At 59.1% G+C, this 23368-nt stretch carries 21 protein-coding genes and 1 pseudogene; 15 read left to right on the top strand and 7 right to left on the bottom strand.

Features of this window, described 5'->3' with window-relative positions; all coding sequences use genetic code 11:
* Positions 1-53: 53 nt before the first annotated feature.
* Positions 54-2174, top strand: a complete 2121-nt coding sequence (locus tag J2X71_RS13050) for a type I secretion system permease/ATPase (protein WP_310382732.1) — start codon at positions 54-56, stop codon at positions 2172-2174.
* The gene (locus tag J2X71_RS13045; protein WP_310382496.1) at positions 2171-3646 is read left to right on the top strand and encodes an HlyD family type I secretion periplasmic adaptor subunit; all 1476 of its coding nucleotides are present in this window, start codon (positions 2171-2173) and stop codon (positions 3644-3646) included. The genes J2X71_RS13050 and J2X71_RS13045 overlap by 4 nt, the downstream gene beginning before the upstream one ends.
* A gap of 776 nt (positions 3647-4422) precedes the next feature.
* On the opposite strand, the gene J2X71_RS13035 is transcribed toward J2X71_RS13045, so the two are convergent.
* Both J2X71_RS13035 and J2X71_RS13030 read right to left on the bottom strand, forming a co-directional pair.
* Positions 4423-4809, bottom strand: a complete 387-nt coding sequence (locus tag J2X71_RS13035; protein WP_310382495.1) for a hypothetical protein — start codon at positions 4807-4809, stop codon at positions 4423-4425.
* Positions 4791-5027: a hypothetical protein gene (locus J2X71_RS13030; protein ID WP_310382494.1), complete on the bottom strand. Its 237-nt coding sequence runs from the start codon at positions 5025-5027 to the stop codon at positions 4791-4793. Before J2X71_RS13030 ends, J2X71_RS13035 begins: the two co-directional genes overlap by 19 nt.
* A 119-nt stretch (positions 5028-5146) precedes the next feature.
* Between J2X71_RS13030 and J2X71_RS13025 the strand changes: the two genes are divergently transcribed.
* Positions 5147-5410: a DUF982 domain-containing protein gene (locus J2X71_RS13025; RefSeq protein WP_310382493.1), complete on the top strand. Its 264-nt coding sequence runs from the start codon at positions 5147-5149 to the stop codon at positions 5408-5410.
* 120 nt (positions 5411-5530) lie between these two features.
* Positions 5531-5974, top strand: a complete 444-nt coding sequence (locus tag J2X71_RS13020; RefSeq protein ID WP_310382492.1) for a hypothetical protein — start codon at positions 5531-5533, stop codon at positions 5972-5974.
* 135 nt (positions 5975-6109) lie between these two features.
* Here the strand turns inward: J2X71_RS13020 and J2X71_RS13015 are convergent, their stop codons facing one another.
* From J2X71_RS13015 to J2X71_RS13005, 3 genes are all read right to left on the bottom strand, one after another.
* Positions 6110-6685, bottom strand: a complete 576-nt coding sequence (locus tag J2X71_RS13015) for a hypothetical protein (protein ID WP_310382491.1) — start codon at positions 6683-6685, stop codon at positions 6110-6112.
* A gap of 1095 nt (positions 6686-7780) precedes the next feature.
* Complete coding sequence (locus J2X71_RS13010) at positions 7781-8707, bottom strand: NAD(P)/FAD-dependent oxidoreductase (protein WP_310382490.1); 927 nt, start codon at positions 8705-8707, stop codon at positions 7781-7783.
* A 234-nt stretch (positions 8708-8941) separates the two neighbouring features.
* Positions 8942-10045, bottom strand: a complete 1104-nt coding sequence (locus tag J2X71_RS13005) for an NADH:flavin oxidoreductase/NADH oxidase (protein WP_310382489.1) — start codon at positions 10043-10045, stop codon at positions 8942-8944.
* 336 nt (positions 10046-10381) lie between these two features.
* Here J2X71_RS13005 and J2X71_RS13000 point away from each other — a divergent pair, with 336 nt between their 5' ends.
* Positions 10382-10765, top strand: coding sequence for a hypothetical protein (locus tag J2X71_RS13000; protein WP_310382488.1), 384 nt, complete (start codon positions 10382-10384; stop codon positions 10763-10765).
* Between the two features lie 53 nt (positions 10766-10818).
* The gene (locus J2X71_RS12995) at positions 10819-11715 is read left to right on the top strand and encodes a LysR family transcriptional regulator (RefSeq protein WP_310382731.1); all 897 of its coding nucleotides are present in this window, start codon (positions 10819-10821) and stop codon (positions 11713-11715) included.
* Between the two features lie 56 nt (positions 11716-11771).
* Here J2X71_RS12995 and J2X71_RS12990 read toward each other — a convergent pair whose 3' ends face one another.
* The gene (locus J2X71_RS12990) at positions 11772-12743 is read right to left on the bottom strand and encodes an alpha/beta hydrolase (RefSeq protein ID WP_310382487.1); all 972 of its coding nucleotides are present in this window, start codon (positions 12741-12743) and stop codon (positions 11772-11774) included.
* Positions 12744-13002: 259 nt separating this feature from the next.
* Between J2X71_RS12990 and J2X71_RS12985 the strand changes: the two are divergent.
* The 9 genes and pseudogenes from J2X71_RS12985 to J2X71_RS12945 all read left to right on the top strand — a co-directional run bounded on the left by J2X71_RS12985 (position 13003) and on the right by J2X71_RS12945 (position 22396).
* A pseudogene (locus J2X71_RS12985) lies at positions 13003-13948 on the top strand (GGDEF domain-containing protein).
* Between the two features lie 37 nt (positions 13949-13985).
* Entirely contained in the window at positions 13986-14339 is a 354-nt protein-coding gene (locus J2X71_RS12980; RefSeq protein WP_310382486.1) for a hypothetical protein, read from the top strand.
* A gap of 173 nt (positions 14340-14512) precedes the next feature.
* A complete protein-coding gene (locus J2X71_RS12975; RefSeq protein WP_310382730.1) occupies positions 14513-15547 on the top strand; it encodes a LacI family DNA-binding transcriptional regulator in 1035 nt (344 codons plus the stop codon).
* A gap of 40 nt (positions 15548-15587) precedes the next feature.
* Complete coding sequence (locus J2X71_RS12970; RefSeq protein WP_310382485.1) at positions 15588-16826, top strand: sugar ABC transporter substrate-binding protein; 1239 nt, start codon at positions 15588-15590, stop codon at positions 16824-16826.
* A gap of 82 nt (positions 16827-16908) precedes the next feature.
* On the top strand, positions 16909-17820 hold the full coding sequence (locus J2X71_RS12965; protein WP_025669883.1) for a carbohydrate ABC transporter permease: 912 nt from the start codon (positions 16909-16911) through the stop codon (positions 17818-17820).
* The gene (locus J2X71_RS12960) at positions 17820-18683 is read left to right on the top strand and encodes a carbohydrate ABC transporter permease (protein ID WP_310382484.1); all 864 of its coding nucleotides are present in this window, start codon (positions 17820-17822) and stop codon (positions 18681-18683) included. The genes J2X71_RS12965 and J2X71_RS12960 overlap by 1 nt, the downstream gene beginning before the upstream one ends.
* A 27-nt stretch (positions 18684-18710) precedes the next feature.
* Positions 18711-20639: a glycoside hydrolase family 127 protein gene (locus J2X71_RS12955; protein ID WP_310382482.1), complete on the top strand. Its 1929-nt coding sequence runs from the start codon at positions 18711-18713 to the stop codon at positions 20637-20639.
* Position 20640: 1 nt separating this feature from the next.
* Positions 20641-21720 (top strand): sn-glycerol-3-phosphate ABC transporter ATP-binding protein UgpC, encoded by a 1080-nt coding sequence (locus J2X71_RS12950; RefSeq protein ID WP_310382481.1) that lies wholly within the window; start codon positions 20641-20643, stop codon positions 21718-21720.
* Positions 21721-21853: 133 nt separating this feature from the next.
* Positions 21854-22396: a transcriptional regulator gene (locus J2X71_RS12945; protein WP_310382729.1), complete on the top strand. Its 543-nt coding sequence runs from the start codon at positions 21854-21856 to the stop codon at positions 22394-22396.
* 3 nt (positions 22397-22399) lie between these two features.
* Here J2X71_RS12945 and J2X71_RS12940 read toward each other — a convergent pair whose 3' ends face one another.
* Entirely contained in the window at positions 22400-23290 is an 891-nt protein-coding gene (locus J2X71_RS12940) for a LysR substrate-binding domain-containing protein (protein WP_310382480.1), read from the bottom strand.
* Positions 23291-23368: the final 78 nt, after the last annotated feature.

The raw sequence follows: 23368 nt of genomic DNA, 5'->3' as shown, positions 1-23368 counted from the left end.
ATCCAGCCGTCGCCGAAACAAACAAAACCGTAGAGCATGAACCCGCTGCCGAGATGATCGACAGTGGACTTGCGGCTTTGTGTGCGATTGCCGGCTATTTCCGGATCGCGGCGCAGCCGGCTACACTCGCCAGAGATCTGGCGGTGACTTCCTCTACCTCAAACGACCTCCTGCGGGCAGCGAAGAGCCTCGCGTTGAAAGCCCGCGTTATCCAGGTTCGTGATGCCGCCAGGCTCGCGACATTGCCAGCCCCATCCATTGCCATGCTCGCAGACGGCTCCTTTGCCGTCTTCGGCGGCCCGATGGGCGACGGGACCTTCCGGCTTGTCGATCCGGTTGGCTTTTCCGCTCGCAGTGTTTCACCCGAGGAACTGCTTACTGAAACAGGCGGCCGGTTCATTCTCGTGCAGCGCCGGTTCTCCGGACCGGGGGCATCGCCCAAGAGCTTTGGCCTGCGCTGGTTCCTGCCGGCGATCTGGCGATACAGACGTGCCTTCGGCCACGTGCTGATTGCCTCACTGATCGTGCAGATCTTCGCGTTGATTACGCCGCTGTTTTTCCAGGTCGTCGTCGACAAGGTTCTTGCCCATCGCAGCTATTCGACCTTGATCGTTCTTGTCGTCGGGCTTGCCGCCGTCGGCCTCTTCGACGTCGTGCTGCAATATCTCAGAACCTATGCGCTGTCGCATACGACGAACAGGATCGACGTCGAGCTTGGTCGGCGCTTGTTTCGCCATCTTCTCAACCTGCCACTCAGCTATTTCGAGACCAGGGCTACGGGACAGACGATCGCACGGGTGCGCGAGCTTGAGACGATCCGGGCCTTCCTGACCGGCCAGGGGCTATTCTCCGGCCTCGATCTTATCTTCACCATCGTGTTCATCGCGGTTCTGTTTTCCTATTCCTCGAAGCTCGCCTGGATCGTGGTGGCCTCGATCCCGGTCTATATTGCCATCGGCGTGCTGATCCGTCCGCTTCTGAAGGATCGCATCGACGAGAAGTTCGAGCGCGGCGCCTATAGCCAGCAGATGCTGGTCGAGACGGTGGTGGGCATCCAGACGATGAAGGCGGCCGCCGTCGAGCCGGTCGTGGCGGCGCAATGGGAGGAACGGCTTGCCGCCTATGTTCAGTCCTCCTTCGCCGCGACCATGCTTGCGGCCAAGGGCCAGAACGCCATTCAATATGTCAACAAGATCACCTCGGCGGCGCTTCTATTCCTCGGCGCGCAGGCTGTCATCGATGGGGAACTGACGGTCGGCGCGCTGGTGGCCTTCAACATGATCGCTGGCCAGGTGTCCCAGCCGATCCTCAGATTGTCGCAGCTCTGGCAGGACGTTCAGCAGGTTCAGGTCTCTATCGACCGGCTGTCCGATATTTTGAATGCGCCGGCCGAACCGCGCCCTGCCGTCGCCATCAGTCTGCCGAAACCGAAAGGCGCGATCGCCTTCAAGGGTGTCAACTTCCGCTATTCGCCCGAGGGCCAGGACGTTCTGAAGAACATCAACTTTGCCGTCCGACCCGGCGAGGTGATCGGCATTGTCGGGCCCTCCGGCTCCGGCAAGTCGACGCTCACCAAGCTCGTGCAGCGCTTTTATATCCCCAATAGCGGCCAGGTCTTCGTGGACGGTCAGGATATCGCCCAGGTCGATCCCGCCTGGCTACGATCAAACATCGGCGTGGTTCTTCAGGAGAACATGCTGTTCAACCGGACGATCCACGACAATATCTGCCTGGTCAATCCGGCAATGTCGCGCGCCGCCGCCATGCAGATGGCGCGGCTTTCCGGTGCTGACGAGTTCATATCGAAGCTGCCGCGCGGCTATGACACGATCATCGAGGAGCGCGGAGCCAATTTGTCTGGTGGCCAGCGGCAGCGGCTGGCGATCGCCAGAGCGCTGGCCACCAATCCGCCCATCCTCATCCTCGATGAAGCGACCAGCGCGCTCGACTATGAGAGCGAGCGCATCATCCTTGCTAATATGCGTGAGATCGTGCGCGGACGCACCGTGATCATCATCGCCCACCGTCTGGCGACCGTGCGCCACTGCGACCGCATTATCGGCATGAAGGATGGCCGCATCGTCGAGGAGGGCACACACGAGACATTGCTTGCCCGCGAGAACGGCCTCTATGCCCATCTGTGGCAATTGCAGACGGCGCCGGTCCAGCCATGAACCAGACCGTCCGCCCGCCCAAGGTGCCGAAGAAGCCGCCGCGCAAACCGCGCGATCACACTGCATTCCTGCCGGCAGCGCTTGAGATCCTCGAAACACCAGCCTCCCCGATCAGGGCCGCCCTCATCTGGTTCATCTCCGTGTTCGTGATCCTGGCGATCGTCTGGAGTTACTTCGGAAGGTTCGACATCGTCGCGACCGCCCAGGGCAAACTGCAGCCGACGGGGCGCGTGAAAGTCATCCAGTCGCTGGAAACCGGCAAGACCGCCGCGATCCCCGTTACCAACGGATCGAAGGTCAGGGCCGGCGAAATCGTCGTCGAACTGGATCCGACGGAGACCAGGGCAGAAGTTAATGCCCTGCTGGCGAGCTTGCGATCGCTGAGAGCCGAGGTCATCCGACGCGTAGCCGCGAGAGCGCAGGTCGAGGCCTGGCAGCGTGGCGGCATCTGGAGCAATTCATCGACTATCTCCGTCCCACTTACCTTCGGCGAGGATATTCCTCTGTCTATCAGACGCCGCGAGCAGGCGCAGTTCCAGACATCGCTGGAACAACTGGCCTCGTCGCTTGCCAATCTATCCTCGCAACGAGAACAGCAGCTCGCGTCGCTTGGCCGGTTCAATCGCATGGTGACCGCACAGAAGAACCTGATCGCAACCATGGATGATCGGGTGACGATGCGATCCCAGCTGATGGAATCGAGCGCTGGTCCTCGTGCCGGTGTCATCGATGCGATGGAGGCCAAACAGCGCGCAGAGGCGGATCTCGCCGAGCAGATCGGTCAGGCCGATGAAGCCGCTGCTGCCCTTGCAGTTGCGACCAGCGAGGGCGAGAAGGCGATAAAGACCTTCATCGCGGAGAATGTCGAAAAGCAGACGGAGGCGGAGCGGCAAATCGACGACCAAGAGCAGCAGCTCATCCGGGCACAGAAAAAGCTGGACGCCATGACGATCAAAAGCCCAATCAACGGGACGGTGCAGACGTCTGCCATTACGACCGTCGGCCAGGTCGTCATGGCCGGATCGGAGTTGATGCGGGTCGTGCCGGAAAATGCAGCGCTGGAGATCGAGGCCTACTTGCCCAACCAAGACATCGGCTTCGTCGCGCCCGGTCAGCTAGCTGTGATCAAGGTGCAGGCTTTTCCGTTCACGCGCTACGGGGTGATCGAGGGGAAAGTGACGCGGGTTGCGACGGACGCCATTCCCGAGCCCGATGCGCAGCAGCTCGAAGGTCAGCCTGACAAGCAGCTGCAGAGTGCCATGCCGATCGGCAACGCGCAGAGGGTTCAGAACCTAGTGTTCCCGATCACCGTTGTGCCAGACGTCGGCAGCATAAACGTGGATGGCACTTCAATAGCGCTATCCCCCGGTATGGCCGTGTCGGTCGAGATAAAGACCGGCAGTCGGCGCATCCTTGAATACCTGTTTTCGCCGATGGCCGAAGTGTCTTCCGAGGCGATGAGGGAAAGGTGACACGCGTGATGTTGTTGCGGCGGGCGTTACAAGCCACCGGCGCCCTCGCCGCTTTCAGCTTGTCCCTCAGTCCCAAGAGGACATCTTCGGCCGCATACAGTCCGGTACGACGACCATTTGATTGACTTGGACGCGACCGATGCAACCGCGTCGAGTAACAGGAATTGGAGCCGCCATGACCCCTGCTCGTTTCACAGAATGACTTTTGCATATCCGCTGGGCGCCAATAAATCTTGCGAGTGCGTTGCAATGCGATCTGTCGTGAGTGGAGGCGCTGGAAGCCGGGAATGCTGAAGTGCCGTTGGGGTTAGCTGCATGGCTGGAGACGCTTGCTCAGTGCCATGAAGCAGCTGGCATCCCTCAGACATACCGCGGGCGCCGGCAGGAGTGAGAAAAGAGATGCAACTGCTGAGCAGAGTAACCGCCCGATTGGCACCGCCTGCCGCGTGAGGACCTTATGGCCTAAGGCACGTGTTTAACGACGTCGTTAGGGACGTGTCTTAGGCGGGAATTACGATGCGCGTTGAAAAAAGCGCGACGAAACATCGGCGCTGGAATCGGCTCCGCAAACGATATGACCCGTGCCATAACGTTTATAGCATGATTTTCATGCAGCGGTTGCCAACGGCCGTGCATGTTCCCTCGCCAAAGCTATTTGGCGCATCAAGTCTTACCTAAGGCTTACGTAGCATGCAACGGACGCTGATGGGCCGAACAAATTTGAGGCTCGAATCCCAGACGCTTCTGTCATTGCCATCGCCAAGGATAAGCCAAGGCTACGGGCTTGCCGGGCTGCGGGCCGCCCTGATCGTTGATAACTCGCGTTCGATCCTCTGTTGGTTCTCGCGCAATTCAATGATCACATCCCGGGCGCCATAAACTGCCCCCTGCGCTGTCTTCACCTCGTCGATCTGCCGCTGCTGATCGGTGAAGCGCTGATCATAGCTGCCGAACACCCGGTCCAGCTCCTTCACGGCGCCGTCGGTCCTCGCGCGGTCTTCCGCCGATCGGGTCGTTCGCCATTCCAGCTCACCCTGTGTGACCATCTTGTCGGTCAGGATGCTGACGGACTGCTTCAGGTCGCTCGTGGCTTCACGGATCGGAAGATAGGCCAGCCCACCCAGCATGGCGGCAACCGTCAGGGCTACGCCAGCGCCTGCCACTGAGGCTTGTTCCGCTCTGCTAGATTGCTCGATAGCGCGGCGATCGAGGCGCGCGTTTCGTTCGCAAGGGACGTAACGGCGGTGTGGATGTTCTTGAAGCCGGATCGTACCCCCGACTCCAAGTCGGTCTGCCGGCGCCCGAGATTGGTGACCCGCTCGCCAAGCTGGGCGGTGATGGCATCCGTATAGACACGGTGGGCGTCGTTGTTGTTGCTCATGTCATCTGCCATCCTTGTCCCTGTCCTTCCAATGCGACGCCCGCCCCATACTAATCCACGCAAGGTGGTGTATCCTGCTGAAAATCGACTAATTGCTATTTATGCGTGGAGAAATTTTAATGGATTGGGATACGTCAATTGCGTTTGATCCCGTGGTCCTTTTTATCAAAGGCGGAAGCAAGCGAGTGATTGTCCGCACAGCTCAGGAAGCCGCGAACGCCTTGATCAAGGATTGGCCCTCTAACGACGGCGAAGAATATTTTGCCGCGATGAGAGCGTGCGTCGGCGTGATGGTCGGGAATGCCACACCGCGGCAGTTGCGAGATGCAATCGTCAAGGCGGCCGGCGAAGTGGGCGTTACCGTAGTCGCCGTCGTCCATTGAAATCTCCAACCGCATTGAGGCGCTGGCCGAGCCGGACCAGTTTAAGGGAGTCCGTTGCAGCAAGAGCAATGTCCTACCCTCTCCATATTGAGGAGATGTGTTTGGTTGTAGGACAAACCCATGGGTGGTATTTTAGTTTACCCTGCTTCTGGGGTGGAGGACCTCGCCATGAGAAATTTACTTTCATGCATTGGTGCACTGGCCTTCTTGTTATCGGGGGCAAACGCGTATGCCGTGGAACTTCCTCCCGGGGCCAAGAAGGTCACCATGGAAGAGTTTAAAGCCTTGGCCGACGGCAAGCATGTGAAGGTCGAGATATTCGACTTTGAGAAGCCCGTCAGCGCCGATCTGGTGTGGAGCTGGAAGAAGGGTACGATCACCGGGAAGGCCAACGTGGACGGGAAGATAAGTGACGTGAAAAATAAGCTGTCGTTCAAGGGCGACAAGGCTTGCTCAACCGCCAAAGGCGAGAAGCCAACTTGCCACGTTATATACGTCGACGGGAACAAGTTCTATGAAGTGCGAGATGACATGCAGGTCCATGCTGTCTCGACGGTTGGATAGTTCGTCCCACTTAAAGCTCGAGCATTCGCGCTCTGGCTACGCTTTGGATCTATCCGAAGCCGTCGGCGTCGCGGCCGATGCATAATATTAACGCCATCATATGATGATCGAGCGTGCGGGTGCGGGCCGAGGCGCTCAGAACTCCGGTCCGGTTGAAGTTAGGCTCACCTCACGCGCGCACACTCCAAGACGCGTTCCCCAGCCGAGTACGAGGACGCCAATGCCCGGTGTTAAACTGGATCTGATGCTCTCAGGAACGTTGCACACTCGGTCGATAAGAAAAGGCATGTCTTCCAAATCGACCGGAGTGCGGCAGTTCCTTGCACCGTGACCGGTTGCTCCCTGTACCGTAAACGGAAGCGCAACTTCGTGGCCTGCGATCAGTGGGAGCAGCAACGGCCAAACTAATAGGATATTGCCCCCCACAAAATAGTCCAGCAAAGGGCTGATTATGACGGTGAGGACGCGGGTCAGTTTTTTCCCTTGCAACTGTTTGCCACCTTTCCAAACGCCCCAGACAAAAAGTACCGCAGACATGGAGCCCGCGATAGTTCGTAGACGATTTGTCTCTGCCACCCACTCGGCAGACGGAACGAAATTGAAAACGGCCACCACAGCCGACGATAAAAAGCCAAGCAGAAACCAGGAACAAACAAAAATTGCGAGGAACTTTACACGCAGCAATCTTGTTGGCTCCGTTGAACCGTCCATAAATGCCTCGCAGAATCGATCGCCCCATTATCTTGAGGAATTCATAGCTCGTCGCCGCTTTAGGAAACAAATGATACGCGGGAGCCGGTGGGGAGTGCCGTCAAAAGAGTGCGCAGATGACCGCACTCCCCGTTCGCTCTTGTGGGAAGAGCGATGAACTCCCCTAACGTTACGTCGCGACCGCTGCAACCTAAAATATTGACGTCTCCCCGGCAGGTGATGACGGGGCGGTAGGTTTGCGGATATGATAAAGTCGCTGTAATCGTACTTGCGCAAGAAACAGCGGGGCTTCGATGACCAACGACACCCCGAGTAACTTCGGGCAAATGGCCATATTGGTTGCAGCCGCGTTTGCGAGCACTATTGGCTTGATGTCGTTCCTGGGTTTCGGGCTGTTGGCCGTCGTGGCATGGGCCGATTATTCCAATCGGGGCTGTTCCGAAGTCTGGGGCCAGCAATGTGATGATGCACTGTACGTGATGATCTATCCAGCATTGTACTCGTTCGCTGGGCTGATCGTCGTGTTCATTGCCGGCTGGTTTACCCTGAGATTGTTTCGAAGGCTGCACCGAGCATTCAGCACCATACGAGATAGGGGCGGTGGGGTCTGTATGCTTACTTACAGACTTACGGCGCCTTCCGGATGTCAAGTCTGACGCTACCCACGGTTCGATTAATCCTGGCGACGAGATCATGCACGACCCCGAAGTCACGTCCTTGAACGAGATAAAGGGTGGAGTGGTCGCGCACCGTTACCCTCGGCATTCTGCCGGAAAACGAACAGTCAATCGGTCGACAGATCACGGATAGCTCTGCGCCGCCGCTAAGACCGCTAGACATTCGTAGATTGAGCTGAACATCTGCGTCGTTTATCAGCGTGCAGGTTTTGTCGGAAGAGCAGTAAGCGCTTCCTGCTTTCGGCTCCTTGCCATCCAGCAAGACGCCGTAGGTGACACGGAATGCGGGACGATGGTCGACCGGTTGAGCATGAACTGGCCAGGACACGCATAGCATCGTCACCAGTAGTCCCAACACCTTCATCGATTCACCTCATGAACGTTAATGAACGGATGCTCCCATAGAAGCGCACTGTCTTCAGCGCTCTGCTCTCGATCGGGCAATGCTGACGGCCTCGATGCCGATTTGACGCAACAGGCCTGTGGAGGCCGTGTTGAATCCGCAGAAATACATGCCGTCATTCCCGGGCTGGAGTTCTCTTCTTTTCGGCCTTTCCGCGCCCTCAAACTTCTCGGCGAAATCAGGCAATATTGTCTCCAGCGAGGGCCGATAGCCCGTTGCCAGGATGATCGCATCGAAATCCGCCGATCGGCCATCGACGAAATGCACCTGCTGACGATCCGAGCTTTCAATGCCTGGATATATCCTGATCTTGCCAGCTATGATCTCAGCCATGGTTCCGATATCGATCAGGGGCGTGCGGCTTTTCTCCGCCATATTGGTCAGAGGACCCTTGGCGGATTTTTGCAGCCCCAGTTTTCCCATGTCGCGATAGCGCAAGCGCAGGAATGGTGCATTGACTGCGTCAGCGAATCCGTATGGAAAATGCTGTTGTGTGATGGCAATTGTCGCGGTTGGAATTCCGAACATTTCCAGCGGAACGATGTTTATCGGCCCACGCACCGACATGCCGACCTCAAGACCCGCCTCAGCGCATTCGAGCGCGATCTCGCCGGCCGAATTGCCAAAACCAACGACAAGCACCCTGCGCGCGCCGAGTGCTCCCGCATTGCTGAACTCGGAGGAATGCAGGAGCTTTCCGGTGAAGCTTTCCTGGCCTTTCCAGACCGGCTTTATGGGAGCTTTGGAAAGCCCGGTCGCGATCACGACGGTTTCGGCCTCCAAGGCGTCTCCGTCATTCGTCTCGACGATCCAGTCTTGGCCCTGCCTGACGCTGATGACGGATTTGCCAAACCGTATCCTGATATCGTTGGCGCGCGCATAGGCTTCGAAATAGTCGATCACCTGCAGTCGCGACGGATATCTTGGAAACGCCCTCGGCATGGGCATTCCGGGCAGCCCTGAATGCGCCTTGGGAGCGGCCGTTGGCCCCGAGCGCTGCCGCACAGGCGAGCCCGGCGGGGCCTGCGCCGACAATTACTGTGCCCGCAACGGTCATGAGCCCCTCCCTGCCCATTTAACGTGGCAGGAAGGGTACATCATAATCGTAATGCCAGACAGCAGCTTAGACGATCACGCAGCCAGCGTTATCCTCGCGCGGGATATTCGCGCTCCATCTTATTTTGCAAACAGGTTTTTGAGCTGCGACGGCTGGCAACGGAGATATTGATTGGCCGCTTTCACCTGCCCGCCGAGCTCGGCGGCTGCGTGCCACGGCCATCGCGGATCGTAGAGGATGGCGCGAGCAAGCGCGATGAGGTCTGCATCGCCCGTCGCAACGATTGCCTCGGCCTGCGTCGGCTCGGTGATCAGGCCGACGGCGATGACCGGCATTTTTACGGCGCTTTTGATTGCCCGGGCGAGCGGCACTTGGTAGCTCGGGCTGATCGGGATTGCCTGAGAGGGATGCAGGCCGCCGCTCGATACATGGATGGCATCGCAGCCTCTCGCTTCGAGCATCCTGGCAAATTCGACGCTCTCGGAAATCTCCAGACCGCCTTCGACCCAGTCTGTGGCGGAAACGCGCATCGTCACCGGCCGATCGGAGGGAAAGGCATCCCTCACCGCATCGAGAACCTCCAGCGGAAATCGAGCACGGTTTTCCAGCGAGCCGCCATATTCGTCAGTTCGCTGGTTCGATAAAGGCGACAGGAACTGGTGCAGCAGATAGCCATGGGCGCCATGGATCTGGACGGCATCAATGCCGATTTTCGCAGCCCGCCGCGCGGCAGCTGCAAAGGCATCGCGGACACGCTTCATGCCATCGCGGTCGAGTGCAGTCGGCGGCACATAGTTCGGGTTGAAAGCGAGAGAGGAAGGCGCTTCGGTCTGCCATCCGTTCGGATCGGTCGGCGAAAACTGACCGCCGCCTCTCCAGGGAACCTCGGTCGAGGCCTTGCGGCCGGCATGCGCCAATTGCACGGCAATCGGCATATCCGACCATTTCCTGATGCTTTCGAGCGTACGAGCCATCGCGGCCTCGGAAGCGTCATCGTAAAGGCCGACATCGGCAAAGGTAATGCGTCCTTCGGGAACGACAGCGGTCGCTTCGATAGTCAGCAATGCCGCGCCGGAAAGCGCAAGCTGTCCGAGATGGATCAGATGCCAGTCCGTCATGCAGCCGTCGACGGCCGAATACTGGCACATGGGCGCGATCACGATTCGGTTGGCGAGTTCGAGATTGGGCACGGAGAAGGGGGAAAACAGGACGGGTTGGGGCATGACGTTCCTCGAAGCAGTATTCGGTTGTCTTGGTTTATAGCACTCAGTCGGATCTTTGCGACGGTTAGCAGAGCCTCCCAATGTCAGGAACTGTTCTTTGGTGTGGGTCCGTTTTGCGGAGAGGCTTCGCGAGGTAGCTTCGTCCGATTGTTGCGTCAGGGGGAAGAAAGCCTTCAGCAGAATGTCAGTTCAGGCTGCCTGCGGCCGGGTGTATTGCTCCACCGACAATATTCCGTCTGCGAACGGCCCCGCCTACCAAGCGTCAAGCAATATCTTCCGGCAGGCTCCAAACGGTGACCGAAGAGACGATGGCTATCGCAGCCTATGGAGAATGGCTTGAGCAAGAACTTCATCACTCCCCTGGTGCGCATACAAATCGAACTTGCACTTGCAAGTTCGAGAAGCGATTTCGACGCTCTTCGATCCCTGGAGCTCGAGGCGAAGCAAATGGCGCTAAGTGGAGCTGAAATCGACGCTGCAAAGCGCGGAGGCAGTTTCGACCTGTTTGTCGAAATCGCCGTCAAATTCGCGCTGGCGATAGAAGCCGGTGACGGAGCGGCAGGCGCCCTCGCAAGTCGGCAATTGAAGGCTTTCGGCGCTCCCGACATCGCTTCGGAACTGCGAGCCCTCGTCAAGAAGCTGAAGCCGTCGACGGCGAGATCAAAAGCCGGACGTTCGGCGGCTTGCCGCTATGGGCCCGATAGATTGCGATCGGAATAAAAGCGTTTAAATCTCTGTCAGGGACTTAAGCTTTTGAAGACAGTGTGAACCGCATGGATCGATGGCAGGCAATGAGGGTCTTCGTGAAGGTCGCGGAGGCCGAGAGCTTTGCAGACGCAGGACGGCAACTCCACATGAGCCCTCCCGCAGTCACTCGCATGGTGTCTGCCCTGGAAGATATCATCGGTACGCGCCTGCTGACGCGCACGACGCGGTCCGTCAAGCTGACAGAAGCAGGTGCCCAGTATTTTGCAGACTGCCAGAGGCTGCTCGCCGATCTCTCGGAGGCGGAAGCTGCCGCAGCCGGCGCCTACGGCAGACCGACGGGCACTCTCACCGTCACTACCTCTGCCATGTTCGGCACAATGTTCGTCCTGCCGCTAATGACCGAATATCTGGATCTCTACCCTGATGTGATCGGTCGCGGCCTGTTCGTCGACCGTGTTGTCGGCATGGTCGAAGAAGGTATCGATGTCGCGATCCGCATCGGTCATCTGCCCGACTCCGGCCTCACCGCGACGCGCGTCGGCCAGGTGAGACGCGTCATCTGCGGATCCCCTGTCTATTTTGAAAAGCATGGCGTTCCGATGACGCCCGGCGATCTGTCGAACCATCGCATTGTCGCCTCTACCAGTGCGTGGACGTCGCTCGAATGGCGTTTTGGTGTGCACAGGAAGTCAACCGTCCACGTCAGTCCCCGTCTCTTCTGCAGCACCAACGAGGCTGCCATCTCGGCGGCGGCTTCCGGCTGGGGCCTGACGCGCGTTCTGTCCTACCAGATTGCGCCGCAGCTTGAGGCCGGCGAATTGCGCACGATCCTGGCTGAGCATGAGGAGGAGGCTTTGCCGATCCATGTCATCCATCCGGAAGGCCGGTATGCTTCGGCAAAAGTGCGAAGCTTCATCGATTTTTCGGTGGAAAAGCTGAGATCCAACAGGCACTTCAATTGATAACTAAAGGCCCGCGTATTCATCTCTGAATGCGCGGGCCTTCATGTAGGCGATTGTTACTTTGCGATCTTGCGATCGAGGAAATCGCGGATGAGGGGCGCCATCTCATCCAGCTTGTCTTCAAGGGCGAAATGACCTGTGTCGAGGAGGTGCATTTCAGCGTCCGGAAGATCACGCAGGTAAGGATGTGCGCCGACCTCCGGGAAGATCTTGTCATTCTTGCCCCAGACGATCAACGTCGGCGGCTTGCGTTCGCGGAAGAAGGCCTGGAACTGCGGGTAGAGCGGGACGTTCGTGCCGTAATCGTGGAAGAGGTCGAGCTGGATATCCTTGTTACCCGGCCGGTCGAGCAAGGCCTGATCGTGAACCCAGTTGTCGGGGCTGATGCGGGTGAGGTCCTTGACGCCGTCCGTGTACTGGAACTTGGTGGTATCGAGGACCACCAGATTGGAGAGCGCCTCGCGCTTCTCCTTCGAATCGTCAGCCCAGTAGGCCTTGATCGGATCCCAGAACTCACGCAGGCCTTCTTCATAGGCATTGCCGTTCTGGACGATCAACCCGCTCACCCGTTCCGGATGCTTGAGAGCCAGACGGTAGCCGACCGGTGCGCCGTAATCCATGACATACATGGCGTATTTCTTGGCGCTGAGTTGGGTCATCAGCGTATCGACCATGTCGGCATAATGGCTGAAGGTGTAGGCGAACTTGGCGTGATCGGGTGCATCACTCTGACCGAAGCCCGGATAGTCGGGCGCAATGACGTGATAGCGATCTGCCAGCAGCGGAATGAGGTTGCGGAACATGTGCGAGGATGTTGGGAAGCCGTGCAGAAGCAGGACGACCGGGCCGTCGGCCGGGCCGGCTTCACGATAGAACATGTCGACGCCATCTATCTTGGCCGAACGATAGTGCACTGTCACCGGCACCTGCTGGGTGATCGCAACCTGCTGGGCAGGAGCGGCGACGGCTTGGGAAAGGGGAGCGATGCTGACGGTTGCCAGCATCAGGGAAAGGATCAGTCTGTTCATCTCAGTTCTCCGTTTTGACAAATTCACCAACAGCCCTTGCTGGCCTGGCACCAACATAGCCATTCACCGGAATCCGTTAATCGGCAGAACGTGGAAGGTATTATTCCACTTATAGGAAGAATTCGCAGTCCATTACAGGCGGAATCGCGATCAGCCAGCGGTGACGGCGCAGAACCACCTGTGCATATGCAAACCAGCTAACTGTTTCTTCACGCCAGGCAGATAGTTCAAGCAGATGATGATCTGTTCTGAGGGCATGATGACCTTGGGTGACACGGAAGCGATGTTGCAAATGGCGCAGCTGATGGAAGCTGCGGGCGTCATGGTTGCGGTCTACGACCAGGATGACCGGTTGCGTTTTACCAATCGCGCATTTCGCGATGCCTGGTTTATCGCAGAGGACGAACAACCACTCTGGTCCGAGCTGATGCGGCGCAATTTTAACGCCGCCGCGGAACGATTGTTGCCGCGGCTGACTTTGAGAGCTGGCTGCTGTCGACGCTTGCCCGTCGAGGCAAAAGCGGATTTCGCGCCTTTGAGACCGATCTTCATGACGGCCGATGGTTGTGGATGACCGAGACCATGCAGACCAATGGCTGGATGCTCTGTGTCGCAAGTGACGTGACATCGATCCGCTCCGATCAGAGGACGCTGCGGCAAGATCGCGACAGCGCGATCAAAGCCTCCCAGACCGACGAGCTGACCGGTATCCCGAGCAGACGTTTCGTCATGTCGAAGCTTGAGGAGCTGGTGCGCAGCTATGGCAACCAACAAGAGAAGGTCGGTTGCCTCGCGGTTCTGGACATCGACAATTTCAAGTATATCAATGACCGCTTTGGCCATACTGCCGGCGATGCCGTTCTCAAGGATTTCGCGGCCACGCTGCAGAAAATGGTGCGCAAAACGGATATTCTCGGTCGCGTCGGCGGCGAAGAGTTTGTTTTGGTTCTTCCGAACACGGTTCCCGAGGAAGCGGCAGAGATTGTCAATCGCATGCTGGTTGCCGTCAGGCAGTCTCGCCCGCTGGCTGACCAGCTCAGCTTCCGCTACAGTTTTTCTGCAGGTATTGCCTGTGTCATGAGCGGAGACTATGCCAATGATATCTATCGCAGAGCCGATCTGGCGCTCTACGCGGCCAAGATGAGGGCCGCGACCAGATCAGCATCGATCCCCATGCGCACCCGCTTGGGCGACAGACATCATAGCCAGGCCGCCAGTCGGGCCATAAGCCAGGGAGTTTCAATGGTCGAAAAGATTGCGCCCACCTCGCCCACGGCAGCCTCCTCGGCCACACACGTGAACCACAGCACCTCCATCGGCTCCGAACCTGACAATGCCTGGGTCGCCGAGCGACAGGCAAAGATCACCGCCGGCAATGGGAAAAAAGACGATCACCATACCGCCGGTAGCGATGAAGATCGTATCGATGCGGATGATGATCGGGCAGCGGATCGGCATCTGGACCATCATTCCTCCCACCCCCATGCAGAGGCTTCCGATCCGGACGAAGAACGCCTGTCCGGCGAGAGTGACCGCATCGGCAGCGGCAACCTGGATGAGGATGTCCCGTTCGGCGACCATGTCGGATATCTGTAAGTGATTGTGATCGCACACTGACAAGCCCACCGCGCATGGCTTCGATCAGAAGCCGGCTCATCATTGATACCGGTTCATCTCTACTCATCGGCCTCAGACCGGCCACAATAGCTGAGAAAACCTTTTCTCACTTGACAATTTCACTGGGAAAAGCTTTTCTCATCGCAAGTTCGATGGAGGAGCTGCTGGACACAACAGGAGGGAAAAGAGGCCGGATCACCATTCACGATGTCGCGGCTGCTGCTGGAATCAGCATTTCGACGGCATCGAAGGCGCTAAACGATACAGGCCGGATGGGACTGGAAACGCGCGAGCGGGTCAAGCGCATCGCGGCGGAGATCGGCTACAGGCCAAACGCTTTGGCGAGAGGCCTGCTCAGCAAACGTAGTTTCACGATCGGGCTTCTCACCAACGATACCTATGGCCGTTTTACCCTGCCGGTCATGGCAGGCATATCGGATGCTCTCGTTGACCATGGCGTTTCGGTCTTTCTGTGCGCAATTGAGGAGGACCCAGAGCTAGCGCAGATTCATGTCGAGGCGATGCTCGACAAACAGGTCGACGGCATCATCGCAACAGGAAAACGTCTGGATAGACGGTTACCAGTCGATCTATCGAATTTGAATGTGCCTGTGGTCTACGCATTTACGGAAGGGGCGCCGGGAAGTGTCACCTTCCGATCCGATGATGAGCAAGGTGCGCGGCTTGCCGTCGAGTGGCTGGCAAAGCTTGGGCGCAAGCGGATCGTGCATGTCACCGGACCGGAGAATTTCTTCTCGGTGCGCGAGCGTGCAGATGCCTATCGCAGGGCCGCGGGAGAAGAACGGCCGGTCCTGTTCGGGGTCTGGTCGGAAAGCTGGGGCCACGAAGCCGTCGCAAGATTGTGGACCGGCAGCGGCGAAAGGCCCGACGGCATCTTCTGCGGCAATGATCAGATTGCGCGTGGTGTCATCGATGCACTGCGCGAACGCGGCGTCCGGGTGCCGCAGGATGTTTCGGTGGTGGGATTCGACAATTGGGAGATTGTCGCCGCCCAGACGCGACCGCCGCTGACGACGGTGGATATGGAATTGAAGGAACTGGGGCGGCAGGCCGGATTGACGGTTCTGGCGCTTGCGGAGGGACGCTCGGTGGAACCCGGCATCAGGAAATTGCCGTGCCGTCTCGTCGTGCGGCAATCATGCGGGGGTGACACCCTCGGAATATAGCAACGGCGCGAAGGAGACGCGCCAACTTGGGAGGAGAGCCATGATGAAGCGTCTATTGGTGGCAACCAGTATTGCCACCCTCTGCCTGGTCTCGACAGCCTCGGCTGCCGAAAAGATCGAAATGTGGGTCCGCACAGGCATCGGCGATGCCTTCAAGAAGGTTGTCGAGGCCTATAATGCGAGCCACGAAAACCAGGTGGTCACGACCGAAGTGCCCTTCGGCGAACTGGTGCAGAAATATGCAACGGCAATCGCCGGCGGCCAAGCGCCCGACGCCCTGTCGATGGACCTGATCTATAACCCGGCCTTCGCCGCTGCGGGTCAGCTCGAGGACCTGACGGACTGGGCAAAGAGCCTGCCTTATTTCAATTCGCTGTCGCCATCACATGTCAAACTTGGCACCTATCAGGACAAGATCTACGGCCTGCCGCTGTCGGTCGAAACTTCTGTCTTTGCCTGGAACAAGGACCTTTACAAGAAGGCCGGCCTCGATCCTGAAAAGGCGCCCACGACCTGGGAAGAAATCGAAGCCAACGCCGAGAATATCCGCAAGCTCGGCGACGATACTTACGGCTTCTACTTCTCTGGCGGCGGCTGCGGCGGCTGCATGATCTTCACTTTCACGCCGCTCGTCTGGGGTGCAGGTGCCGATATCCTCTCGGAGGACAGCAAGACCGCTACGCTCGACACGCCGCAAATGCGCAAGGCCGTCGGCTTCTATCGCGATATGGTCAAGAAGGATCTCGTTCCGGCAAGTGCTGCGAGCGATAACGGCACGAGCTTCCTGAGCTTCACAAACGGGAAGATCGGCCAACAGAGCCTCGGCGCCTTCGCCATCGGTACGCTGGTTACCCAATATCCGGATATCAACTTCGGCGTGACGCTGATCCCCAGCGTCGATGGCAAGACTTCGTCCTTTGCTGGCGGCGACAATTTCGTCATCACCAAGGGCACGAAGAAGATCGATGCCGTCAAGGAATTCCTCGAATACATCTATTCGATGGACGGCCAGAAGGTCATGGCGAAATACGGCAGCCTACCGACACGCGGCGACATTGCCGATCAGGTGCTTGCCGGGCTCGACCCCCGCATGCAGGTGGGCCTGAAGGCGATCTCCGTTGCCAAGACACCCTATACGCTGCAGTTCAACGATCTGATCAACAGCGCCAACGGACCCTGGGCGACCTTCACCAACGCCGCGATCTTCGGTGATGACGTCGATGGCGCATTCTCGAATGCCCAATCCGAGATGCAGTCCATCATCGACAGCGGCCAATAACTCTCCCGGCCGTGGCCGGGGGACGGTGGCAGTTCCCCGGCCGATTCACAGGTTGAAGAAATCGTAAAATGCGGAGGTTTCGATGACCGGTTCCGGTCCGCAGCGCATCCGCGCTGTCCGAAAACGGCGAAAGTCGCAATGGCGCGGCTTTCTCTACATTGCGCCGGCCATGGCGCTCGTGATCGTCTTCTTCGTTATGCCCGTGCTGTTCACCGGCTGGATGAGCTTGCATAATTGGCCGCTGATGGGCGCCTCGCGCTGGATCGGCTTTGCCAATTATACTCGCATGTGGAACGACAGCCGCTTCATGGCGGCCCTGAATTTCACCGCCTATTACACCGTCATCGTGACCATCGCGATCTTTGCGATCGCCTTCCCGTTGGCGATTTTCGTGGAAAAGGAGCGTCGCTTCGTCAGCACCTACCGGACGATCATCTTCCTGCCCGTCGTGGTGGGGCTCGCGACGGCTTCGCTTCTCTGGGTCTGGCTTGCCAATGTCGATAGCGGCTTCTTCGGCCCTGCCCTTCGCGCCCTCGGCCTCGTCGAGCGAAGCCCCAATATCATGGCGAGCTTCGACACGGCGTTCGCAACGATCATCGTCATGGTCGTCTGGAAGATCGCGGGCTTTACGATGATCATCCTGCTGACCGGCCTGCAGGCCATTCCGTCCGAACTGACGGAGGCAGCCCGCATCGATGGGGCCGGACGCTGGCAGCGCTTTCGGCACCTGACCCTGCCGCTGATGCGAAAGACGATCGCGCTGGCGCTGATCGTCTCGGTCACCGGCTCGATCCTCGCCTTCGACCAGTTCTACATCATGACGTCGGGCGGGCCACAGAACAAGATGATCTCGGTCGTCTACTACATCTTCAACCAGTCCTTCGTGTCCTTCAATCTGGGCTACGGATCCGCCCTTTCGATCGTGCTTTTGGCGATCTTGGTTGCGATCTCCATCGTCCAGCTCTGGCTGCTGCGCGTCGGGGAGGAACGCTGATGATCTCCTCACGGGAACGCCGCGCCCGCAAGCGCTTCAGATCGCAATCGGCCTATCATGTCGCCGGCATCGCCATCTCGATCTTCTTCCTGGCGCCCTTCATCATCACGCTACTCGCCTCCTTCAGGCACGGTACGGAGTCGAGCCTGCCGCCATTGCCGCCATGGCCGACAACAGGTGTCAGCTTCGATGCCTATGCACTGCTCGATACGTTCGGCGCCGGCATCTGGCAGCACATGATCAACTCGCTCTTCGTTTCGCTGGCAACGGTGCTGCTGACCGTCACTGTCAGCCTGCTCGCGGGCTACGGCTTCTCGCGCTACCGTTTCCCGCTGAAGAATGCGCTTTTCGTGCTGATCATCGCCACGCTGATGATCCCGTTCCAGTCGATCCTGACGCCGCTCTTCATCATTCTGGCGAAGCTCGGTCTCAACAATTCGCTGCTGGGGCTCACCCTAGTCTATGTCACGCTGCAACTTCCCTTCTCCGTCTTCATGATGCGCAATGCCTTCGATGCCGTGCCGAAGGAGATCGAGGAAGCAGCCCGCATCGACGGTGCGAGGGATCTGAGACTGCTGATCCGCGTACTTCTGCCGCTCGTACTGCCGGGTATTGCGACGGTCGCGATCTTTGCCTTCCTGAATGCCTGGAACGAATTCCTGGCCGCCCTCGTGCTGCTCTCCAGCAACGAGAAATATACGCTTCCCGTCCTGATGACGGCGGTGCGCGCCGGTCGCCTCGGCGCCATCAACTGGGGCGCGGTCCAGGCCGGCGTCGTCGTCATGACGATCCCCTGCCTGATCGTCTTCCTGCTCCTGCAACGCTACTACATGCGCGGGCTGATGGCCGGCGCGGTGAAATGATGATCTTTCAACGAAATGGATGAAGCCATGAACAAACTGAAGAGAGACCGCCAGTTCCGTCCCCTGCCCGTGCCGAGTGTCGAGTTGCAGGGCCTGTTTGGCGATCGCCAGGATGCGATCTGCGATTCCACGGCCGAAACCCTGCTCGACCGCTGTGTCGAGGCCGGCATGCTGCAAGCGATCGACGTGACACAGCCAAGCCCCGGCGTCGTCATTCCAATTGGCCCCTGGGGCGGCACGACGCAGATGTTCTGGGACAGCGATCTCGGCAAGTCGATCGAGACCGTCGCCTATTCGCTGTATCGGCGGCCCAATGCGAAGCTCGAAGCCCGCGTCGATGAGATCATCGACATGTATGAGAAGCTGCAGGACAAGGACGGCTATCTGAACGCTTGGTTCCAGCGCGTGCAGCCGGACCGGCGCTGGACGAACCTGCGCGATCATCACGAACTCTATTGCGCCGGGCATCTGATCGAAGGCGCCGTCGCCTATTACCAGGCGACCGGCAAGAAGAAGCTGCTCGACATCATGTGCCGCTATGCCGATTACCTGATCACGGTCTTCGGCCACGGCCCCGACCAGATGCCAGGCTATTGCGGCCACGAGGAAGTCGAGCTGGCGCTGGTCAAGCTGGCGCGGGTCACGGGCGAGAAGAAATATCTCGACCTTTCGAAGTTCTTCATCGACGAGCGCGGCACTGAACCGCATTTCTTCACCGAAGAAGCGACCCGTGATGGCCGGAGTGCCGCCGACTTCCACCAGAAGACCTATGAATATGGCCAGGCACATGTGCCGGTGCGCGAACAGAAGAAGGTCGTCGGCCACGCGGTGCGCGCCATGTATCTCTATGCGGGCATGGCCGATATCGCCACCGAATATAATGACGACACGTTGACGGCTGCACTCGAAACCCTCTGGGACGATCTGACGACCAAGCAGATGTACGTCACCGGCGGCATCGGCCCAGCCGCATCCAATGAAGGTTTTACCGACTACTACGACCTGCCGAATGAAAGCGCCTATGCCGAGACCTGCGCCTCGGTCGGCCTCGTCTTCTGGGCAAACCGTATGCTCGGCCGCGGTCCGAACCGGCGCTATGCCGATATCATGGAGCAAGCGCTCTACAATGGCGCCATGGCCGGCCTTTCACTCGACGGCACCCGTTTCTTCTATGAGAACCCGTTGGAAAGCGCGGGCAAGCATCACCGCTGGATCTGGCACCATTGCCCCTGCTGCCCGCCGAACATCGCCCGTCTGCTCGCCTCCGTCGGCTCCTACATGTATGCGATCGCCGAGGATGAAATTGCCGTCCATCTCTACGGGGAAAGCAAGGCACGCTTCGATCTCGCCGGCGCCAAGGTCGAGCTTTCGCAACAGACCCGCTATCCCTGGGATGGCGCGATCCATTTCGACCTGACGCTCGATCGTCCCGCGCGTTTCGCGCTTTCGCTGCGCATTCCGGAATGGGCTGAGGGTGCTGCGCTCTCCGTCAACGGCGAAAAGCTCGATCTTCAATCCGCTGTAGTGGACGGCTATGCCCGGATCGAACGGGATTGGAAGAGCGGCGACAAGGTCGATCTGTCGATCCCGCTGGCTGCCCGCAAGCTCTTTGCCAATCCACTGGTCCGCCAGGATGCCGGCCGCACGGCGCTGATGCGCGGCCCACTCGTCTATTGCGTCGAGGAGACAGACAATGGCGAGGGGCTGAATGGCATTACCCTTTCCGCCGATGTCTCGCAGGCGAAGACATCAGAAATTGCCGGTCTTCGCGGGGCGGTCGCTCTCGATCTCCCCGTCAACCGCGACGCGGCCGACTGGGGTGCTGCGCTCTACCGAACCTCTCCGCCGGCCGCAAAGCAGGCAAATGCACGTTTCGTGCCCTATCCTTTCTGGGATAATCGCGAACCGGGCGAGATGCTCGTCTGGGTCAGAGCGGGCGAGGCACGCGGTGAATAACGTGGCGGATACGGGCGTCGTTCTGACAGAAATTCGCAAGAGTTTCGGCAATCTGGAAGTCATCCATGGCATTGACCTAACCATTTCCGAGGGATCCTTCGTCGTTTTCGTCGGCCCCTCGGGATGCGGGAAATCGACCCTCCTGCGCATGATTGCAGGGCTGGAGGATGTCACCGACGGCGAGATCGAGATCAAGGGACGCAACGTCACCGATCTCGATCCCTCCGATCGCGGCATCGCCATGGTCTTCCAGTCCTACGCGCTCTATCCGCATATGAGTGTGCGCGACAACCTCGCCTTCGGCCTGAAGATGGCGAGAACGCAGGCATCGGAGATCGAGGCCCGCGTCAAGGCGGCCTCGGCAATCCTGAAGATCGATCACCTCCTCGATCGCCGGCCGGGCCAGCTCTCCGGCGGCCAGCGGCAGCGCGTGGCGATCGGCCGCGCGATCGTCCGCAAGCCGGAGGTCTTCCTTTTCGACGAACCGCTGTCGAACCTCGACGCGGAACTGCGTGTCTCCATGCGCATCGAAATCGCCAGACTCCATCGCGAGCTCGGCAATACGATGATCTATGTCACGCACGACCAGACCGAGGCGATGACACTCGCCGACAAGATTGTCGTGCTTCGTGATGGGCATATCGAACAGTCGGGAACGCCACGCGAGATCTACGAACGGCCGAACAATGTCTTCGTCGCGGGCTTCATCGGCTCGCCGCGCATGAACCTGCTCGAGGCAAGCTGGGCAGGTGACGGCACCATCCTGGCGGCTGGAAATCGCATTCGTTCGCCGATCGGCGGCGCCAATCTAGCGGCAGGCCAGAAGATTACCCTCGGCGCGCGGCCGGAGCATCTGAGTATCGTCTCGGGACGTGAGGATCATGTGTTGCGGGCCAGGGTTGATTTCGACGAGTATCTCGGCGGCACGCAATTCCTCTATTGCCAACTTGGCGACGGTCAGCCCCTAACCGTCGAGTACAGGGGATATTCCGCTATCGAGACCGGCAGCCAGCTCGCCTTCACGTGCGATCCCGCCCATCTGCACGTCTTCAATGCCGACGGCATGCGGCTCGACAAATAAACGCAGGCAGCTGTAGGCTGCGTCCTGTTCGCTCGAACCGGTCCCAAAGGCTTGAATAGATTTCGAGGTGATGAGCACCGGACGATCGGGACAAGTCTTTCGCTGGAGGACAGCACTCGCCTGTCGCGTTGCATTGATCGTTTTCCTGGATTTCGAGGCCTCGTCCCTCAGCAAGAAAAGCGTTCCCATCGAAATTGCCTGGGTGTTCGAAGACGGTCGCTCGCGCTCGGCCCTGATCCGACCCGCCGCCGACTGGGACGACTGGGCGGCCGATGCGGAAGCAATCCATGGGATTTCTCGGGAGTTGCTTGCATCGGAGGGCCTGCCGGTAGAGCAGGTCGCCAGTGAAATGGTCGAGGTTTTGACCGGGCACGATCTCTATGCGAGCGCCCCTTCGTGGGATGGGAAATGGCTGAGCGTTCTCCTGCGCGCCGCCGGCTTTCCTCGGCATGCCCTCCGGCTTGGTAAATCACGTGACGCCTTTATGGCCGTAGCGCGTGAATTAACGGGAGCGACCATCACGGAAACAGAGCTATCGAAGCTCATCGACGGCATCGTCGAGGAAAGCAAAGCGGCAATCCCGGCGCATCGCGCATTGGCGGACGCCACGCTTGAGCTTACCCGATGGAAGCTTGTCCGCGAGGCGGCCAAGAAGCGGATGGCGACAGGCGGGTAGAGGTCAGCGTTTGTGAAAGCTCTCGGTCACCCAGCGCGAAAAATCCGCAGCCGGGGGCGCAAGACGGTCGAAGCTGCGGGCGACCAGCCAGTAGGCGCCATTCGGAACGGTGAGGTCGAAGAGCTGACGCAAGCGGCCAGCCCGGATTTCCTCCTCGGCAAAGGCTTCATCCAGGAGTGCAACGCCCTGGCCGCGCAGGGCCGCCTGCAGCACGAGCCCGTCATCAGCATAGACTGGCCCCCTCGCCGTCTCGGGCATGGCGATGCCGGCCGCCTCGAACCACCGGCTCCAGGCGTCGCGGGTTTCCTCATGCAAAAGCCCGTAAGTAAAAATGTCATACGGAGAGGAGATGGGTGGGCCACGCTCCAGAAGATTGGAGGCGATCACCGGCACCATGCGCACATCGATCAAGTGCCGGCTTTCTGTCCGTGGCCATGCGGTGACGGTGGCGCTGTGCCTGATCGCGATCTGCGCCTGGCCCGTACGGAATTCGATCGTCCGCGGATCGGCATCGAGCGATATCTCGACGTCAGGATGAAGTTTGCGAAATTCCGGCAGCCGCGGCACGAGCCAGCAAGCGGCAAAGGAAGGTTCGACGCTGACTTTCAGATCCGCAGACACTGAAGCTCTGCGGATATCGTCCAGGCACTCATCGATCCGGTCGAAGGAAGGCGTGAGCACGGCAAGCAGCTTCCGGCCGCTTCCAGTCAGGATGACACTTCGATGGCGCCGCTCAAAGAGCGGCTCGCCCAGTAGCTGTTCCAGCTCGCGGATCTGCCGGCTGACCGCCGCCTGCGAGATGAACAGCTCCTCGGCCGCAAGCGTGAAGCTCTCGAGCCGTCCCGCGACCTCGAAACTGCGCAATGCCGTCAGCGGCAGCCGACCACGTTTCATCCCATAACCTCAAGTCATCCGAAGTCGACGATAAGCTCGTTTGAAGACCGGGCGCAAGGGGAAGAGAACAACAGGAAA

It is taken from the genome of Rhizobium sp. 1399 (assembly GCF_031455475.1).
GTDB lineage: Bacteria > Pseudomonadota > Alphaproteobacteria > Rhizobiales > Rhizobiaceae > Rhizobium.
The sequence above is the reverse complement of the archived record's forward strand: the minus strand, read 5'-3'. Positions and strand labels throughout refer to the sequence as shown.

What these genes read in the sequence shown, in the direction of transcription:
- J2X71_RS13050 (WP_310382732.1), top strand. Translation starts at nt 54, where the DNA reads ATGATCGACAGTGGACTTGCGGCTTTGTGTGCGATTGCCGGCTATTTC.
- J2X71_RS13045 (WP_310382496.1), top strand. Translation starts at nt 2,171, where the DNA reads ATGAACCAGACCGTCCGCCCGCCCAAGGTGCCGAAGAAGCCGCCGCGC.
- J2X71_RS13030 (WP_310382494.1), bottom strand. Translation starts at nt 5,027, where the DNA reads ATGAGCAACAACAACGACGCCCACCGTGTCTATACGGATGCCATCACC.
- J2X71_RS13025 (WP_310382493.1), top strand. Translation starts at nt 5,147, where the DNA reads ATGGATTGGGATACGTCAATTGCGTTTGATCCCGTGGTCCTTTTTATC.
- J2X71_RS13020 (WP_310382492.1), top strand. Translation starts at nt 5,531, where the DNA reads ATGGGTGGTATTTTAGTTTACCCTGCTTCTGGGGTGGAGGACCTCGCC.
- J2X71_RS13015 (WP_310382491.1), bottom strand. Translation starts at nt 6,685, where the DNA reads ATGGACGGTTCAACGGAGCCAACAAGATTGCTGCGTGTAAAGTTCCTC.
- J2X71_RS13010 (WP_310382490.1), bottom strand. Translation starts at nt 8,707, where the DNA reads ATGCCGAGGGCGTTTCCAAGATATCCGTCGCGACTGCAGGTGATCGAC.
- J2X71_RS13005 (WP_310382489.1), bottom strand. Translation starts at nt 10,045, where the DNA reads ATGCCCCAACCCGTCCTGTTTTCCCCCTTCTCCGTGCCCAATCTCGAA.
- J2X71_RS12995 (WP_310382731.1), top strand. Translation starts at nt 10,819, where the DNA reads ATGGATCGATGGCAGGCAATGAGGGTCTTCGTGAAGGTCGCGGAGGCC.
- J2X71_RS12990 (WP_310382487.1), bottom strand. Translation starts at nt 12,743, where the DNA reads ATGAACAGACTGATCCTTTCCCTGATGCTGGCAACCGTCAGCATCGCT.
- J2X71_RS12980 (WP_310382486.1), top strand. Translation starts at nt 13,986, where the DNA reads ATGGTCGAAAAGATTGCGCCCACCTCGCCCACGGCAGCCTCCTCGGCC.
- J2X71_RS12975 (WP_310382730.1), top strand. Translation starts at nt 14,513, where the DNA reads ATGGAGGAGCTGCTGGACACAACAGGAGGGAAAAGAGGCCGGATCACC.
- J2X71_RS12970 (WP_310382485.1), top strand. Translation starts at nt 15,588, where the DNA reads ATGATGAAGCGTCTATTGGTGGCAACCAGTATTGCCACCCTCTGCCTG.
- J2X71_RS12965 (WP_025669883.1), top strand. Translation starts at nt 16,909, where the DNA reads ATGACCGGTTCCGGTCCGCAGCGCATCCGCGCTGTCCGAAAACGGCGA.
- J2X71_RS12960 (WP_310382484.1), top strand. Translation starts at nt 17,820, where the DNA reads ATGATCTCCTCACGGGAACGCCGCGCCCGCAAGCGCTTCAGATCGCAA.
- J2X71_RS12955 (WP_310382482.1), top strand. Translation starts at nt 18,711, where the DNA reads ATGAACAAACTGAAGAGAGACCGCCAGTTCCGTCCCCTGCCCGTGCCG.
- J2X71_RS12940 (WP_310382480.1), bottom strand. Translation starts at nt 23,290, where the DNA reads ATGAAACGTGGTCGGCTGCCGCTGACGGCATTGCGCAGTTTCGAGGTC.